The 16,156-nt window shown below is 51.4% G+C and carries 18 protein-coding genes and 1 pseudogene; 7 read left to right on the top strand and 12 right to left on the bottom strand.

All coding sequences use genetic code 11. The features are described 5' to 3' along the window. Positions 1 to 161: 161 nt before the first annotated feature. Both KJS40_RS13790 and KJS40_RS13785 read left to right on the top strand, forming a co-directional pair. On the top strand, positions 162 to 1,667 hold the full coding sequence (locus KJS40_RS13790; RefSeq protein WP_213538433.1) for an SIR2 family protein: 1,506 nt from the start codon (positions 162 to 164) through the stop codon (positions 1,665 to 1,667). A gap of 150 nt (positions 1,668 to 1,817) precedes the next feature. Further along, positions 1,818 to 2,087, top strand: a pseudogene (locus tag KJS40_RS13785) (DUF4372 domain-containing protein); the annotation flags it as partial. Positions 2,088 to 2,103: 16 nt separating this feature from the next. Here the strand turns inward: KJS40_RS13785 and KJS40_RS13780 are convergent. Then, positions 2,104 to 3,245 (bottom strand): IS3 family transposase gene (locus tag KJS40_RS13780; RefSeq protein ID WP_213537444.1). Its coding sequence is split into 2 segments (ribosomal slippage): positions 2,104 to 2,993 and positions 2,993 to 3,245, totalling 1,143 coding nucleotides; the frame shifts between segments, so codons are not numbered across the junction. Positions 3,246 to 3,349: 104 nt separating this feature from the next. Here KJS40_RS13780 and KJS40_RS13775 point away from each other — a divergent pair. Beyond that, positions 3,350 to 3,922, top strand: a complete 573-nt coding sequence (locus tag KJS40_RS13775; RefSeq protein ID WP_348529559.1) for a transposase — start codon at positions 3,350 to 3,352, stop codon at positions 3,920 to 3,922. Positions 3,923 to 4,089: 167 nt separating this feature from the next. Here the strand turns inward: KJS40_RS13775 and KJS40_RS13765 are convergent, their stop codons facing one another. From KJS40_RS13765 to KJS40_RS13750, 4 genes are all read right to left on the bottom strand, one after another. Further along, on the bottom strand, positions 4,090 to 4,440 hold the full coding sequence (locus KJS40_RS13765) for an EamA family transporter (protein WP_213538431.1): 351 nt from the start codon (positions 4,438 to 4,440) through the stop codon (positions 4,090 to 4,092). After that, a complete protein-coding gene (locus KJS40_RS13760) occupies positions 4,437 to 4,853 on the bottom strand; it encodes an EamA family transporter (RefSeq protein WP_213538430.1) in 417 nt (138 codons plus the stop codon). The genes KJS40_RS13765 and KJS40_RS13760 overlap by 4 nt, the downstream gene beginning before the upstream one ends. 37 nt (positions 4,854 to 4,890) lie before the next feature. Further along, a complete protein-coding gene (locus KJS40_RS13755) occupies positions 4,891 to 5,034 on the bottom strand; it encodes a helix-turn-helix domain-containing protein (protein WP_213538429.1) in 144 nt (47 codons plus the stop codon). Between the two features lie 96 nt (positions 5,035 to 5,130). Further along, positions 5,131 to 6,120, bottom strand: a complete 990-nt coding sequence (locus KJS40_RS13750; protein WP_213538428.1) for a hypothetical protein — start codon at positions 6,118 to 6,120, stop codon at positions 5,131 to 5,133. Between the two features lie 147 nt (positions 6,121 to 6,267). Here KJS40_RS13750 and KJS40_RS13745 point away from each other — a divergent pair, with 147 nt between their 5' ends. Further along, entirely contained in the window at positions 6,268 to 6,549 is a 282-nt protein-coding gene (locus tag KJS40_RS13745; RefSeq protein ID WP_213538427.1) for a GIY-YIG nuclease family protein, read from the top strand. A 2-nt stretch (positions 6,550 to 6,551) separates the two neighbouring features. On the opposite strand, the gene cas1f is transcribed toward KJS40_RS13745, so the two are convergent. Continuing rightward, positions 6,552 to 7,166 (bottom strand): type I-F CRISPR-associated endonuclease Cas1f, encoded by a 615-nt coding sequence (cas1f, locus tag KJS40_RS13740; protein WP_213538426.1) that lies wholly within the window; start codon positions 7,164 to 7,166, stop codon positions 6,552 to 6,554. Between the two features lie 448 nt (positions 7,167 to 7,614). Here cas1f and KJS40_RS13735 point away from each other — a divergent pair, with 448 nt between their 5' ends. Next, entirely contained in the window at positions 7,615 to 7,899 is a 285-nt protein-coding gene (locus tag KJS40_RS13735) for a hypothetical protein (RefSeq protein WP_025042090.1), read from the top strand. A 47-nt stretch (positions 7,900 to 7,946) separates the two neighbouring features. After that, entirely contained in the window at positions 7,947 to 8,192 is a 246-nt protein-coding gene (locus KJS40_RS13730; RefSeq protein ID WP_244859616.1) for a type II toxin-antitoxin system RelE/ParE family toxin, read from the top strand. A gap of 42 nt (positions 8,193 to 8,234) precedes the next feature. On the opposite strand, the gene KJS40_RS13725 is transcribed toward KJS40_RS13730, so the two are convergent. From KJS40_RS13725 to KJS40_RS13715, 3 genes are all read right to left on the bottom strand, one after another. Further along, positions 8,235 to 10,880 carry a [protein-PII] uridylyltransferase gene (locus KJS40_RS13725; RefSeq protein ID WP_244859615.1) on the bottom strand — a complete coding sequence of 882 codons (2,646 nt, stop codon included), beginning with the start codon at positions 10,878 to 10,880 and terminating at the stop codon, positions 8,235 to 8,237. 6 nt (positions 10,881 to 10,886) lie between these two features. Next, a complete protein-coding gene (gene map, locus KJS40_RS13720; RefSeq protein ID WP_213538425.1) occupies positions 10,887 to 11,687 on the bottom strand; it encodes a type I methionyl aminopeptidase in 801 nt (266 codons plus the stop codon). Positions 11,688 to 11,904: 217 nt separating this feature from the next. Beyond that, a complete protein-coding gene (locus tag KJS40_RS13715) occupies positions 11,905 to 12,513 on the bottom strand; it encodes a hypothetical protein (protein WP_213538424.1) in 609 nt (202 codons plus the stop codon). Between the two features lie 95 nt (positions 12,514 to 12,608). On the opposite strand from KJS40_RS13715, the gene KJS40_RS13710 reads away from it, so the two are divergent. Beyond that, the gene (locus KJS40_RS13710) at positions 12,609 to 13,271 is read left to right on the top strand and encodes a c-type cytochrome (protein WP_213538423.1); all 663 of its coding nucleotides are present in this window, start codon (positions 12,609 to 12,611) and stop codon (positions 13,269 to 13,271) included. Between the two features lie 65 nt (positions 13,272 to 13,336). Here KJS40_RS13710 and hemL read toward each other — a convergent pair whose 3' ends face one another. Genes hemL through thiD form a run of 3 tightly spaced genes read right to left on the bottom strand, consistent with a single transcriptional unit; the run spans position 13,337 to position 16,126 of the window. Continuing rightward, positions 13,337 to 14,626: a glutamate-1-semialdehyde 2,1-aminomutase gene (hemL, locus tag KJS40_RS13705; protein ID WP_213538422.1), complete on the bottom strand. Its 1,290-nt coding sequence runs from the start codon at positions 14,624 to 14,626 to the stop codon at positions 13,337 to 13,339. Next, positions 14,616 to 15,290 carry a thiamine phosphate synthase gene (gene thiE / locus KJS40_RS13700; protein ID WP_213538421.1) on the bottom strand — a complete coding sequence of 225 codons (675 nt, stop codon included), beginning with the start codon at positions 15,288 to 15,290 and terminating at the stop codon, positions 14,616 to 14,618. Before thiE ends, hemL begins: the two co-directional genes overlap by 11 nt. Beyond that, the gene (gene thiD / locus KJS40_RS13695) at positions 15,287 to 16,126 is read right to left on the bottom strand and encodes a bifunctional hydroxymethylpyrimidine kinase/phosphomethylpyrimidine kinase (protein ID WP_213538420.1); all 840 of its coding nucleotides are present in this window, start codon (positions 16,124 to 16,126) and stop codon (positions 15,287 to 15,289) included. The genes thiE and thiD overlap by 4 nt, the downstream gene beginning before the upstream one ends. Between the last annotated feature and the right edge of the window lie 30 nt (positions 16,127 to 16,156).

Genomic DNA, 16,156 nt, shown 5'->3' with positions numbered 1-16,156 from the left:
CATGTCCGCTTAAGATTTAAGCAGCGGTACAGTTGGAATTAGAATCCACCCCCCGCTGGTCGCCCCAAAACAGATTATTTGTTACCTACAAATGAATATCAGGTTAGACAAAAGGCTTATGATTAGGGGTTGAAACCATTCTGATTAAGTAGAACCAAATAATGAAAGTCGCAGAATTCATATCCAACTATAAAAATCATCCAATATTATTTGTTGGTACAGGCCTTAGCCTTCGGTATTTGAAAAAGTCTTACACTTGGGATGCACTTCTTCAAAAAATAGCATTGAAATTAAAAGGAAACATTGAATATTACCTTGATTTAAAAGCTGCTTCACATGTAGGCGACAAATACCGTTATGAAAAAATTGCATCTGCACTAGATCTTGAATTTACGAAAATTTTGAAGGAGGATCGTAACGGTCCATTCAAGCTTGTAAATGATATTTTTTATTCTAGGATGGCAGAAGGCAAGAACATTAGCCGTTTGAAAATCTATATTTCTCTGCTGCTTCAAGACAATCTTTGCCAAGATGATATGGTGGAGGAAATAGCTGAATTTAAAAAAATTGGTAAAAATGTAGGATCTGTAATAACAACTAACTATGATCGGTTTATCGAGTCAGTCTTAGACTTTGAACCTTTGATAGGGAATGACATTCTCTTAAGCAACCCTTATGGATCTGTTTATAAAATCCATGGCTGTATTTCTGATCCCGTAAGAATTATCGTCACAGAAGAGGATTACGACAATTTTGATAAGAAATATGAATTGGTTCGAGCTCAGTTGTTATCCTTGTTTATTCATAATCCAATAATTTTCCTTGGTTACAATATTGGTGATGAAAATATCAAAAGCATTTTAAAAACAATATTCACTTATGTAGAGGCAAACTCTCCAATAGCGAAAAAAATTAAAGATAATTTTTTGTTAGTAGAGTATGACCCTGGGTCCGCAAGTCAAGAAACGTCCGACCATGATATAGACCTTGATGGATTTTCGACTATTGGAATTCACAAAATAAAAACTGATGATTACAAAACAATCTATCAATCAATTGCAAACTTAAACTTGCCTGTATCCGCCATGGATATTAGAAAAGTGCAAAGTATTGTCAAAGAACTTTATACCGGTGGTCAAATCGAGGTGAAAATTACTGAAAATCTTGATGACCTAAAAAATAGCGACAAAATCATAGCAATTGGCTCGCACAAAACTATTAAATATGAGTACCAAACATCTCGTGCAACAATAACTAACTACTTCAAAGTAATTGATGAAGAAAATTCGCAATTGCTTGCGCTCATAGACAAATATCAAATTCAATCAACCCAGTATTTTCCAATTTATGGATTTAGTTCGATTTGTCCTCATCTTGAAACTGCTGAGAGACTCAAGACACAACAAAAATTTAAACTCATGGCACTAGTTAATAGCGCAGCTTTAGCGAACTGCACAAAACACACTATGATCGATCATATTCTTGAAGATGATGGCATCAGTAGTTCTAACAAGGCGAATGCGATCCTGTGGTCAATTATGACTGACAAGGTTTCTTTAGAGGACGCTGAACAGTATCTGCGTAAGTATGAACAAGGCGCTTCAACAGACTTTAGAAAACTAATATGTGCCTATGACTATAAAAAATATGGCGCCGATCTTGTGTAACAGTAACAAAAGAACCCTTAAAAATAAGAGAACTTCGTTGGGGTCAGACTCACTGCTGTCCCACAAAATTACTAAAAAGGCCTGAATATCCCTTTGTTGATTTACAATGAGAGTTTCGACAACTCTTTGAAAGACAAAGGGATCCAGGCCATGGCGCATTGTAATACGGTTTTCTCGCAACTGCTTAAAATCGTTGGCAGACATGAATTTGAAGCGATCGCTTCTTTGCATCATCAAGGCCAGAGGTTGCGCAAGACCAGCCGCTGGGCACAGTTTGTTGCCATGGCATTTGCACAGTTGAGCGGGCGGCAGAGCTTGCGTGATATTGAAACCAACCTGCAAGCACAACGCCAGCACAGCTACCACTTGGGCAGTGCGCCCATTTCCCGTTCCAATCTGGCACGCCTGAATAACCAGCAGTGACCTGACCCCGAAATCAGTACCGGTCTAAAGTGGAAATTTCCGACTCAGTAGGCCTGCCGGGCAAGGCATTTTCCTTTGCCTGGCGGGCGAATTCAGCGGGTGTTGCCCACTGTAATGCAGAGTGGGGGCGCGTCTCATTATAGTACTGCCGCCACTCGTCAATCTTGCGCTTGGCGTCTTCTAAAGACAAGAACCAATGCGCATTGAGGCACTCCTGCCGCAATCGTCCGTTGAAGCTTTCCACCTTGGCATTGTCGGTCGGCTTGCCGGGACGGCTGAAGTCGAGTTCGATGCCGCGCTCATAGGCCCACTTATCCATGACCTTGGAAATGAATTCGCTGCCATTGTCGACTTTGATAATGTTGGGCAACCCCCGCCTCGTTGCAATGCGGTTGAGCGTGTTCACGACATCTTCTCCTTTCAGGCTCTGGCCTACCTCGATGGCCAGACTCTCTCTCGTATAGTTATCCACTACAGTCAGTGCTCGCAGCCGCCTGCCATCGAACAACGCATCTGCGACGAAATCCATGCTCCAGATCTGATTAATGGCAGTAACGTGGTGCTTGGGCTGGCGCAGCCGCGCAGATTTGTTACGTTTCGGACGCTTGAGCCGTAATGACAGCCCTTCCTCCCGGTAGAGTCGGTAAACACGCTTGTGATTATCCCTAAAGCCTTCCCGCTGTAACAGGACATGCACGCGCCGGTAACCGTAGTGCACGCGGGCGGCGGCAATTTCCTTGATGCGCATGAGCAGCAATGATGAATCACGGGCGCGAGACTTGTAGACGTACACCGTGCGCGACAGCTTGAGCAATGCGCAGGTCTGCCTCAAGCTGGCGCGGTAACGGTTGCGCAATTCATCAATCAGGATGCGCTTGCAGGAAGGCTTCAGAGCTTTTTTGACAACACATCCTGCAACATGGCCTTGTCCAGGCTCAAGTCCGCGACCAGCCGCTTGAGCTTGGTATTTTCTTCTTCCAGTTGCTTCAGCCGTCTCAGCTCGGACGGCCCCAGCCCACCGTACTTCTTCTTCCAGTTATAAAACGTCGCATCACTGATGCCCATCTTCCTGCAGACTTCTTCAACCGGCGTGCCAAGCTCTGCCTGCTTCAGGGCAAACGCGATCTGCTGCTCCGTATACTTGCTTCTCTTCACGTCATGACTCCTTTCATCAAGGTTAAAATCATGCCGGAAATTCTACTTTTAATCGGTACTGTTTATTGGGGTAGGGTCAGCAGCCCGCCAGTTGTTACGAAGCGCTGTTCTACCGCCTGTATGAGCGCTGCCTCAAGCGGGCACCCAAGCACGGCTTTCGCTTCAAGAATCCGCTTTATGCGCTGGATGCTTCTCTCATTGATCTATCACTCAAGCTTTTTCCCTGGTCGCATTACGCGTTGGGAAAAGGCGCCATGAAGTTACAGATTGGACTGGATTTAAGAGGCAATCTGCCCGCATTTGCCACAGTAACGGAGAGCAGGAAGGCGGATAGCGAGTGCGCCAAACTGCTTGCCTTGCCCAAAGGCAGTATTGTGGTATGTGATCGTGGCTACAATGATTATTCCTGGTACAAGTTACTGACCGAGCAGGGAGTCTTTTACGTGACCCGCCAACGGGGCAACGCCACTTATGAAATTATTGAACGGCGTGCCGTTCCTGTTCATTCGGGCGTCATCAGTGATGCAGTCATTCGCTTCAATTCGCACCGCTCGCGCCGGAAGGATCTGCCCAACGTGCGCCAAGTGGTCTACCAGGATGCGCAAACACAACGGGGAATATATCTTTATCACCAACCACTTCAAGCTGTCCGCGAAAACCATTGCTGCCATTTATAAGCAGCGCTGGCAAGTGGAGTTGTTTTTTAAATGGATCAAGCAAAACCTCAAGATCAAATCGTTTTCGGGCACCAGCAAATTCCCTTCATCTGCCTCCCAATCCAATTTCAGGGGCTGTCCGGAACAATCAAGGGGCGATTCTGAAGCTGTGCTGAAGCTGGGGCTGGTTACTGGCTGGTGCTCACGATCATAAGTCCCCCCACAATCAGGAGGACTCCGCACCACAGTCGGGGCGTCATCTTTTCCTTGAGCGCCAGGCTGGCCCCAAACGCCATGAAAAGCGGACTCAGGGCATCGAACGGGTAGAGATAACTCAGCTCGACCTGCGACAGCAACTCCAGCCACAGGAAAAACCAGAGCGTCAGCAGGCCGATGCCGCAGGCGAATGGAACAGCCTGCTTCCACTTGGCGGCTTCCGATTCGCCTGCCGTGCCATTCATTGCATGCTTGAGAAAAATCTGTCCCCCTACCATGAAAGCCTGGGAAACAATGATGAGAACCGGAAACCAGCCGCTCATGCGCGCTCCTCGACCCGGCAATAGGATTCCGCAATCACCAAGACCCCAAGGAGCACTACGGCTATTCCGGCAGCGCGCATCGGACTGATCATTTCGCCTAGAAAAAGATAGCTGGCCAGGGGGACGAAGATGTGCTCGATATTAATCAGATTGAAAGCGATGTTGAGGGGAAGGACCTTGAGTACCTTTAACCAGAAGACAAAGCTGATGATGTAACAGAGAATTCCCGCGAGGATCCACCCTGACACAAGTCCCTGAATCTCCTGCCAGCTTAGCCCGCTATGAAAAGTTTGCGTGTCGTCCACCCCCATTTTCAAGAAAACCTGAGACGCGGCGACAAACAGGGCACAGCAGACGACCCCCCAGTAGGGAAGGCCTCGTTTTACACTCGCGGGAGACTGGATCGGGTTCATCGTAAATCCATAAAGTGGGGAATTTCGGGAAACTGGATCATACCGTGCCGGTTACAGGATGGGAATCGGATGCTGAACGATTCAACCCCAAGGCAATCGCCGCCGGTTTGATTCCCTTCTCCAGTTGCGTTTGGATCATCATTCGCTCTTCAATACTCAACTGCTGATAGATTTTTCCCATACAGCATTTTCTCCCAAAAATGTCGCACGTGGTTTTTGAGCGCGCCCTGGTTCGAATTCTTGGGACCACTTCTAACTCTGGCGGCTCGCAAACTTCTCACAGGGAATGAGGATTTATACTCGCGATAGCGGTGTAATTGATGTTTCCGGTTGCTCCCTTCTTTATAGACGCCGGGGCTTGCTGAAAGGCCCATAATCCAAGGTTGTCATGGTGCAGGTTCTGGCTGCTGCTGAAAAATGCTCGAACCATAATGGGGCCGGTCGTCGGGCCTGTAGTTGAGCTTATCCTGATTCTGTAGCTTGGTGTCCTCCCATTGGGCCGCCCAACATCATCTGTATGGATAGAGTCGAACATCGGCATCGCTGAATTCAGTGAGCTGGGAGTAACAGGCAGCAGCAGATTTGCCAAGGAAGGATCGTAGGATAACGTCACGATATCGCCCCCCGTCTTAAAGCGAAGCGCGTTAACATCATGCCGGACATGATCAATAAACATGGTGGAAATCTGGAGGAGCCGCATCGACTCGAGCTTTTCTGTCTGCACGGGGTCCGGGGTCACATCCTCTGTGAATTCAAACGTTCCCGCCACATGGAGTGTGGTCGACAGGGCACACGGCTCTTCCAGGGTCAGCGTCCAGGCAAGATTCATGATTTGATTAGTCGTGACTCTGCTGGGGGAAAGATTTGAATGGGAGCTCGTAATCCGGATCAGCATCCTGCCCATACCATCCTGATTGAGCTGGGATGTGTCAATGGCGACGCGCTGTAACTGGGGATGGAAGAATAAAGTCCTCGTTGGATACGAAGACGATGTGCCGGAGATTGCCGGGCCGAGGATAAGGCTCTGGCCGAACGGCAGCGGCGGCGCTGGATCAGCCCCGGCCTTAAGCCGCAGATAACCGGAAGAGTAGATAACAAGGATCTGAGGGAAACGGTTTGTATTTGGTACGCGCTTCGCAAAGGCCAGGAGCTTTGTCATCCCCATCGATTTATTATCGATGAGGACTTCGAATGGGTCTTCCGGGATCGACGTCCGCAGCTTTTTTACTACCCACTCGCTGTTGTTGAATATCGCTGTCTTCTTCAAGGCGTTCTCGTTTTCCGGAGTCAGTTGCGGAGATTCTCATCTTCAGCCATGAGGGCAGAGGTACCGTAGCGCTCGTTCCACGGATACGGTTAAATCTCCCCGATCTCAAGGGGCGGAAACATGACCCAAAATGATGTAATCTAATTAATGGATAAATGGAACGTATACATGGTGCGCTGTTCAGACGGCAGCTTATATACCGGTATTGCCATGGATGTGGTGCGACGAGTGGTTGAGCATAATACGAATGATGTGCTTGCCGCCAAATACACCCGCCCGCGGCGTCCGGTGATGCTTGTGTACCAGGAACAATGCGATACGCGCTCGGCAGCAAGCAAACGCGAGTACGAAATCAAGCAAATGGATAAGAAAGGAAAACTGATGCTGATTGTGGCAGAGCCGCCCTATGCATGTGCGGTTGGAAAGTGAATTCACCAGGCAATATATTGATCCAGGGATTCGCTCCAATTGACAAGGGCGGACGTAGCAAATTTTTCTGAGCTGCCTATGCGGCAGTGAACCACGGCGGTCCATTCGTTGGGATTTTCCAGCAAGCGTATATCGACCGGGAACGGGTTGTTCTTTAACCGGCTCAATTTGAACCAGCTCTGACTGATTCGCTCCAGGCGGATTTGCTGGAACTCTCTGGCTGCAGCGAGGCGTAAGGCATCGTCAAACCAGAACCGGACCCAATACTGTAAATACTCTGTGGGACGGTACTCGCTCTGGGGGGAAAACCAGGCCACCTCGATATCAATTTCGTTCGCACTGAACAATGGCGTTCCACCGCCCCCGCAAAATCCTACCAGTACCCCAGCTTTGGCCAATTCACGCATCGCAGCCTGGGTAACTGATGTGCCTGTGCCCAAGAGAATGGTGGTTGTATTGGCAATCGGTATGTTCCAGTAAAGGGAACGCTTTCCTTCATCGGTCACATACTCGACCCGTCCACCATTGACGAGTACCCGGCAGTGCTCCAGGTAGTAAATGTTGGCACGCTTGGAGTGCAAGATCGACTTCAGATTTTTTGCGGTTATGTCTATCACAAGAACACGCTACAGGACAGCTTCCAAATACCTGAACTATTGTTGGTAGTCAGGTAAATCCGTGGCTCTGGAGTAATATTGATTCCCACGTCGGGCTTCATGTATGTCCTTGATGTCTTGGTATTACCTGCAGCGGAAATTAAAAGGCTTTTTTATGCCATCGCTTCGTATTTCCTGATGAGAATTCCGGGACACCTTCCTGCTCTCGAAGCAATGAACAGAAGGATGGCGTTCCTCTTTCAAAGACTCTCTATATTTTACAGGCTCTTATAGTTCAGCCTATTGGACTTAAGTACACGTGACTTACGGAATGGGTATTGGGGGTTACGATTAAATGACTTACTTTTTCCCGGCGTCGTTGATAGCAGCTTTGATCGCCCGGACTTGCGCCTTACGGCGCTGTGGTGTTACTCTGGTGCCACCGATAGTCCGAAAGGTGCAAGGCACAATGACCACCACATCACTAAAGCTTTCAGATGAACTCAAGCAACGTGCTGTTGCTGCAGCTGAAAAAAAAGGGATGTCGCCACATGCATTCATGGTCCAGGCGATAGAGAGAGCAGCGACGGCAGCTGAATGGCGTGCCAGTTTCGTAAGCGAGGCTCAAGCAGCACGGGAAAAAATGTTAAGGACCGGCAAGGGCTTTGATGCCCGTGAGGTTCATTCCTATCTTAAGGCGCGCATTGCTGGCAATAATCCTGCAAGGCCAAAAGCCAAATCCTGGCAAAGCTGAGCTATTCGGAAGGAGCGCTTGCCGATCTCGAAAGACTTACCGACTTTTTGATTGATAGCGATCCTTTGTCGGCAGCAGAGACGCTAGAACTGATTGAGGAAGCTATAAGTTTATTAATCCGCCACCCATTTATCGGCCGGTCCGTAGAGTATGAATTGCGTGAGTTGGTCATATCTCGCGGAAGTACCGGTTATGTGGCCCTCTATAGCTTGGAGGAAGATCAGGATGCTGTCCTGATTCTTGCGATCCGTCATCAGCGTGAAGCAGGGTATTTGGGGCGGGACGAGGATTGAGCCGTTGCATCCTCTCCAAGTGGAGGTAGAACAGTCAAAAATCTATGATTCTTCAGCAGCTTCAACTGTTTCACACGAAATCTGCAGCGTCTTTATCAGCTCGGTTTCCAGTTGGATCAGCATCCTCGATTCGTTCAATATATTTCCCGTAACCAGAAACGTGTCTTCGGCACGCTCGCCCATGGTATTTATCCTGGCGCTGTGCACATTTATGCCAAAACGCACCAGCACCTGCGCGATACGGGACAGCAGCCCCGGTTGGTCGCCGGCAACGATCGACAGGACATGATACATACCCTTTTCGTCCGGCTCGATATCCACTTCCGGCGTAATCGGAAAATGCTTGAGATGGCGGCTCAGGCGTCCCTGCAACGGTGCCTCCAGAGGAACGACCGGATCCAATTGCTGTATCAATTCATGCTCTATGAAGCTGAGTGCATCACAGTGGTGTTGCGCTACGTTGAAGGGGTCGAGCACAAGAAAGCTATCGAGGGCATAGCCGTGGCGCGTAGTATGAATTTTTGCCTGGACTATATTGAAATCGATGTGATCGAAGAAATTGCAAATGCGCGCGAATAAATCCTTCTGATCCGCCGCATAGACCAGTACCTCGATGCCCGTCCCGGTTGGGGCGACACGCGCCTTCACCACGGGTATCGGCGGCTTCATCTGGTGGCCCAGATGAAGCGCATGCCAGGCGATTTCCTGCGGATCATGCAGCAGCAGATAGGTTGGGCCGAGTGCCGAATACAACTGCTCATACACGTGGGCGGAAATATTATCGCGCTGCAGCAATTCCAGCACCTTGTTCCTGCGATTTCTCAGCGTGCCTTCCGCGTGGGCGGGCTCACCGCACAGATGACGCCGCGTTGCCCTGAACAGATCTTCCAGCAGCTTGCTTTTCCAGGTATTCCATACTTTCGGACTGGTGCCTCGAATATCCGCAACGGTGAGCAGATAGAGCGCGGCGAGGCGACGTTCGTTCCCGATGCGCCTGGCAAAGTCTGCGATCACATCCATATCGGATATATCTTTTTTTTGCGCGGTCATCGACATGACCAGATGATTTTCGACAAGCCACTCAACCATTTCCACGTCTTCCTTCAACATTTCATGTTGCTGGCAGAAACGTCTGGCGTCGGTTTTGCCAAGCATCGAGTGATTTCCCTGGCGTCCTTTGGCAATATCGTGGAACAGCCCGGCGAGATAAAGCACCTCAGGCCGTTCGAATTCACCGATGAGTCGGCTGCAAAGCGGGTATTCGTAGGAGAACTCCGGTGCGTTGAATCGGCGCAGGTTTCTCACGACCATGAGGATATGTTCATCCACTGTATAGACGTGAAACAGGTCGTGTTGCATCTGGCCGACAATGCGCCCGAATGCCGGGATATAACGTCCCAGGATGCCGTAGCGGTTCATGAGGCGCAATTCACGCGTCAGCCCACGCGGTTGGCGCAGGATTTCCATGAATAGCGCACGATTGCGCGGATCGCGCCGGAAACCGGCATTGATCAATGGCGCAGCCCGCCACATTGCGCGTAGTGTTGCTGCGCTACGCGCTTTCACGTCGGGATTCATTTGCAATAGCAAAACGCTTTCAAGAATCGCCCGCGGGTTTTTTTGGAAAACGTCCTCGTCGCGTATTTCCAGCAATTCACCGCGCTTCTGAAACCGCTCGTTGATGACGACCGGAAGCGCATCCGTATCGGGGAAAATCTCTGCGCGCAAGGTGAGCAACAGGATAGTGTTAATCTGCGTTACCGTTCTGGCGGCACGATAGTACCGCTGCATCAGCATTTCGCCTGCACGGCGCGGCGGTTTGCCGCTTATATCGAGTGCATCGGCGAGAGGGTTCTGGTAATCGAATAACAGGCGGTCTTCACGCCTTCCGGCGAGATAGTGCAGCCGGATACGAAGGTCCTGAAGGATGGTTTGATTATGTTGCACGAGGCGAGCTTCCCGGCGAGTAATGAATCCTCCCCGGGCAAGATCCTTCCATGAGTTTCCCAATCCCGCAGCACGGCTAACCCACAGAATATTGTGCAAATCCCGAAGTCCGCCGGGACTTTCCTTGATATTGGGCTCGAGATTGTATATGGCGTCCTGATATCGGCCGTGGCGCTGCTGTTGCTCAAGCTGCTTGGCGGTGCAAAACGAGCGCGGCTCGAGCATCGCCCGCATCGCCAGTGAAAATTCAGTGAACGGTTGACGATAGCCAGCAAGCTGCCGAGCCTCCAGCAGACTGGTTTGCACCGAGATGTCTTTGGCGGCCTCTTCAGTACACTCCGCCAGGGTGCGGATGCTATGGCCGACGTCCAGCCCGATATCCCACAGCAATCTTACCCAGCATTCCAGTCGCGCCTTGATATCGGCGTCCATTACGTTGGCATCGCTTCCTTCTGCGGAAACCAGCACCAGGAGATCAACGTCGGAATGAGGAAAAAGTTGGCGCCGGCCATAACCGCCCACGGCCAGTAACACGATGGAACCGGGCATCGCCATTTCGCGCCAGACGTGCTGCAAAATTTTATCCACCAACTGGCTGTGGCCCCGCAGCAACACTGCGCCATTCTTATCCTTGCAATAGCGCTGGTGTAACAGCTCACGCCCCTGAAGCAGCGCCTCTTTGGCAGCCTCAGCGTTAAAAGGACTCGACAACGGCATGAGCCTTTTATCGAGGCGCATCATGATAAGTCAGGAACGGAATATCGGCTTCGGCGGCGCACCGGCGGACACTGTCAGCACTTCATATCCGGTTTCAGTCACCAGCACGGTGTGTTCCCATTGCGCTGACAGGCTGTGATCCTTGGTAACGATGGTCCACCCATCGGCCAGCGCGCGGATAGGTGCTTTTCCCGCATTAATCATGGGCTCGACCGTAAAAATCATCCCGGCTTTAAGTTTCAGCCCGGTACCGGCGCGGCCATAATGGAGCACCTGCGGGTCTTCATGGAATTTTGCGCCGATGCCGTGGCCGCAGAATTCCCTCACCACGCTGTATCCATGATTTTCGGCAAACTGCTGGATGGCATGGCCGACGTCCCCCAGATGTTTTTCCGGTTTGATTTCCTCGATGCCTCGCCACATGGCCTCATACGTGATTTCGCATAGCCGCCTGGCCTGGATACCGGGTTCGCCGACGTAGTACATGCGGCTGGTATCGCCGTGGTAATCATCCTTGATGACCGTCACGTCAATATTTACGATATCGCCCGATTTCAGTATTTTTTGACCTGGAACGCCGTGGCAAACCTGATGATTGACCGAGGTGCAGATGGATTTAGGATAGGGTGAATATCCCGGCGGAGCATAATTGAGCGGAGCAGGAATGGTATGCTGCACATCGACCATGTAATTGTGGCACAGCGTATCCAGCTCATCAGTGGTGACCCCGGGTTTAACAAACGGCGTGATGTAATCCAGCACCTCCGAGGCCAGTATGCCCGCTACCCGCATTTTTGCTATTTCCTGCTGGGATTTGAGAAACACCGTCATAATAAATTCCTGATTGATCGAGAAAATAGGGTCAAAAACTGAAGGCTTGCATGAGGACGTCAAACACCCGCAGCTTTCTATAGGCAAGAAAATCTGGCTAAGGTTTTGTCCCCGGTCTTCTTTATATGATGTTTATTACGTGCGATAAAATTGCAAAGAACAACAACTCTTACGTTGCGTTAAATCATTGTTCCTCATGAGATCGTCAAGTCGTGCCTCAGGCATTCGCGCACTTCGCAGTCTTGAGCTCGCTGCCGGGAAATTCCTCCTTCAACTGCATCATCTTTGCGCTCATGTTTTCCTCTGGCGAGCGGGCGACGTATTTGACTTGCTTCAAGTTGCGCGCGCCGATAATTGCAGACCTTACGCCTTTTTTCCTGAGCGCTGCCAGAAAAGTCTGGGCGTCTCCTATGTTTTCAAAAAAATCCATGGAGATGGCATTATTCCATTTACTGGTATCGTCAACGCGCGTGAAATGGGTGACCCCCAATCTCCTGAGCTCGCCCATTTTTCGTTCAGCGTGGCGTTTGCTTCTGAGCGGAGGAATATGCACCCAATAGACGGGGGCTGTACCCAACTCTTGCCGAGTTACCTTGCCGTCCAGTTCATGGCTGGCAATCGCTGCCTCAAGCCGTTCCAGATCTGCCTCAACGAACGTTCCCCATTCCAGACAGGTTGCGGGTGCGGGAAGCGCCTGCAAAAGCTTGATTTTTTCCGGTTGAAGCTCCCATGCCGGCGGGGCGGCGCTTCCGCCAGCCGGCTCCAGTTGAACGTAAGTCGCAAAGGCCAGATTGACAAACAACAGTAGAAAAAATAATGTTCTCATTTGTTGATGACTTATTATTGTTATTCAGCCTCTGCCTTGTTAAAATGCGGCGTTAACCTCAATCCCAAGAGCATCATCTTTTCGGAGTTCCAGGAATGCAAGGCATGAAGCTAATTTCCAAGATTGTGGCATGTGTTGCATTGTCGCTATCCAGTCAAATTTTCGCAGAAACAACTCCAGCGGAAACCGGTAACAGCAAGGGAGACGCAACCAAGGGTCAGCAAATAGCAACTCAAGTTTGCGCGGCTTGCCACAGCGCCGACGGCAATAGCATCATTCCCGCAAATCCAAGCCTGGCCGGTCAGCATGCTGAGTATATCACCAAGCAACTGAATAATTTCAAATCGGAGGATGGCAAACCTGCAGCCCGGCAAAGCCCGATCATGGGCGCGATGGTAGCGCCGCTCTCCGCAGAGGATATGAAGAATCTCGGCGCTTATTATGCCCAGCAGACTCCAAAACCCGGCGCGGCTCAGGATAAATCGCTGGCGGAAAGGGGTGAAAAAATATATCGCGGCGGTAATCTCGATTCTGGCGTGCCTGCCTGTGCCAGCTGCCATTCTCCCAATGGAGTCGGCATTCCACCGGTCTATCCGCGCCTTTCCGGGCAGCATTCTGAATATACCCTGACCCAGTTACGTGCATTTCGGACTGATCAGCGCACCAAAGACGTCAACAACGAGATGCATATGATCGCGTCACGCATGAGCGAGAAGGAAATGGAGGCAGTGGCCGAGTTTATTTCAGGCTTGCGCTAAAATAAGCAAGCCTGAGCCTGAAGCTGCACCGATACTAAACCGACCTGAGAACCAGGTCGGTTTTTTTATTTCGTTGTTTTCGTCGTACCGAATACCCGATCGGCCGCCTCCAGGGTTTTACTGATTTCGGCGGCACCGTGCGATGCCGAAACAAATCCGGCTTCGAATGCCGAGGGTGCGAAGTAAATGCCTTCCTTGAGCATGGCATGGAAAAAGCGGTTAAAGGCTTCCCTGTCGCAGCTCATCACTTCAGCATAACTCGTCGGCAGGTTTTCGCGGAAATAGAGGCCGAACATGCCGCCCACCGTCTGCGCGCAAAAGGCAATACCATGTTTTTTCGCGGCTGCGGTAAGACCTTCGGTCAGTTGCAGGGTGCTGGCGGCAAGTTTTTCGTAGAAGTCCGGTGTTTGCACCAGCTTCAGCGTGGCGAGACCGGCAGCCACCGCAACCGGATTACCGGAAAGCGTGCCTGCCTGATACACGGCCCCCACTGGCGCCAGGCACTGCATGATGTCTCGCCTGCCGCCAAATGCCGCCATTGGCATGCCGCCGCCGATCACTTTGCCGAGTGTGGTCAAGTCGGGTGTTATGCCGTAAAGCCCTTGAGCGCATTTCAGCCCAACGCGAAAGCCCGTCATTACCTCGTCAAATATCAGTAAGCTGCCGTGCCGCGTGCATAGCTCACGCAAACCCGGCAGGAAGCCGGGCTTTGGCGCTACCAGATTCATATTGCCTGCCACGGGTTCAACAATGACTGCGGCAATTTCTTCACCGAACTGGCTGAACGCCTGTTCCACACCGGCGAGATCGTTGTAATCCAGCACCAGGGTGCTGGCAGTGGTTGCTGCCGGAACCCCGGCGGAACTTGGATGGCCGAAAGTCAGGGCGCCTGAACCGGCTTTTACCAGCAAGGCATCCTCATGGCCATGATAACAACCCTCGAATTTGATGATGCGGCTTCTACCGGTATAGCCTCGCGCCAGGCGAATGGCGCTCATGGTGGCTTCGGTACCCGAGCTCACCAGGCGAACCTGCTCAATTGACGAGACAAGTTTGCACAGCAGTTCCGCTATTACCAGTTCCGCCTCGGTGGGCGCACCGAAGGTCAGTCCTTTTTCTGCCGCCGCCTGTACTGCTTCAACCACTTCGGGATGAGCATGGCCAAGAATCAGCGGGCCCCAGGAGCCGACATAATCGATATAGGTTTTATTGTCCGCATCCCAAACACAGGCGCCTTGTCCCCGCTGAAAAAATACAGGCGTACCGCCTACGGACTTGAAGGCGCGGACCGGTGAATTAACGCCGCCGGGAATATATTCCTGAGAACGTTCGAATAATTGCTGATTACGTGACATTGTTGGCTAACCCGTGATTAGGAGAAATGAAATGCTGGTCTGGCTTGAATAACAGAGAAAACCTCTCAGCGGCGGATCGAATGTGCCGGGCGTTAAACAGGGCGTTGCTGACAGCCACCGCGTCCGCGCCCTGGCGTATCAGTTCCCCGGCATTCTCCGGAATAATACCCCCGATAGCGACAATTGGAATCCGTAGCTTTTGCTTTGCATGACGCAACAGGTCTGCGGGCGCAGATACAGCGTCCGGTTTGGTGATGGAAGCAAAAAAAGCGCCGAATGCGACATAATCGGCACCTTGCCGCTCGGCCTCGACAGCATACTCCAGCCGTTCGTAACACGAAATCCCGATGATCTTGCCGGGTCCCAGCTTGCGCCGCGCCTCGGTGATGGGCGCATCCCCTTTTCCTAAATGCACGCCGTCGGCGTCCACTTCCAGAGCAAGATCAGGATAATCGTTGATGATGAAAGGTACGTCGAATTCAGCGCAAAGACGGGCAAGTGATTGTGCCTGTTCAAGGCGCAACGCAACATCGTCCGTTTTGCTGCGGTATTGGATCAACCGCGCTCCCCCTGCCAGCGCCTGCTGCGTCATTGCCAGGAGGCTGGCAGTATCGGTGGCTTCCGGTGTAATTGCGTATAAGCCGAGAATCTCGGGCCGTGTCATTTAATCTTGCTTCCCTCTTCGGCGTCGGTATCGTCCCGGGCCCAGAATAATCTGTCCGGCAAATACTGTCCCATTCCGGGGCGGAACCCGGCCTTAAGCGATTGCCAGGTATATTCTTGCGCTTCATATACACCCTCGGCGAGGGGCAAGCCATTGGCAAGAGAGGCGGCGATAGCCGAGGCAAGCGTACAGCCCGAACCGTGATATGAACCTGGTAGCCGATCCCAGGAATCGGTACGAACGACGCCACCGCTCCCGTATAAATTATTGATCACCTGCGATGTGTTTTCATGGGTGCCGGTGATGAGCACATATTCGCAACCCATATGTAAAAGGCGGGCAGCGCACTGACTCAAATGCGGCATTTCGCTGTCGTCATCGTCATCCTGGGCGAGTCGCCGTGCTTCGAAGCTGTTGGGCGTAATGATGGTCGCCTGGGGAAGCAGCAATTCGCGCATTGCAGCGACCATTTCGTCGCTGGTGAGTTCGTCGCCGCGCCCGGAAGCAAGCACAGGATCCAGCACGAGCGGAATGTTGGGATAATCGGAAACCACTTCGGCGATAGCCGTGATAATTTCAACACTGCCGAGCAACCCGATCTTGAAAACATGAACGGGCATGTCTTCCAGCACCGCGCGTGCCTGATCCGCCACCCATTCCGGATCCAGTGCCATCACATCGTCCACGCCGGCCGTGTCCTGCACGGTAATGGCCGTGATCACCGACAGCGCATGACAGCCCATGCTGGCAAGAGTGAGGATGTCGGCCTGGATACCTGCGCCCCCGGTAGAGTCGCTGGCAGCGAAAGAAAGTACGATGGGGGGTGGCTGAGACATGGGCTAATACCGTAAAATGACATTTTAACT

Origin of the sequence: Nitrosospira sp. NRS527 (assembly GCF_018406445.1) — a bacterium.
Lineage (GTDB): Bacteria > Pseudomonadota > Gammaproteobacteria > Burkholderiales > Nitrosomonadaceae > Nitrosospira > Nitrosospira briensis.
The sequence above is the reverse complement of the archived record's forward strand: the minus strand, read 5'-3'. Positions and strand labels throughout refer to the sequence as shown.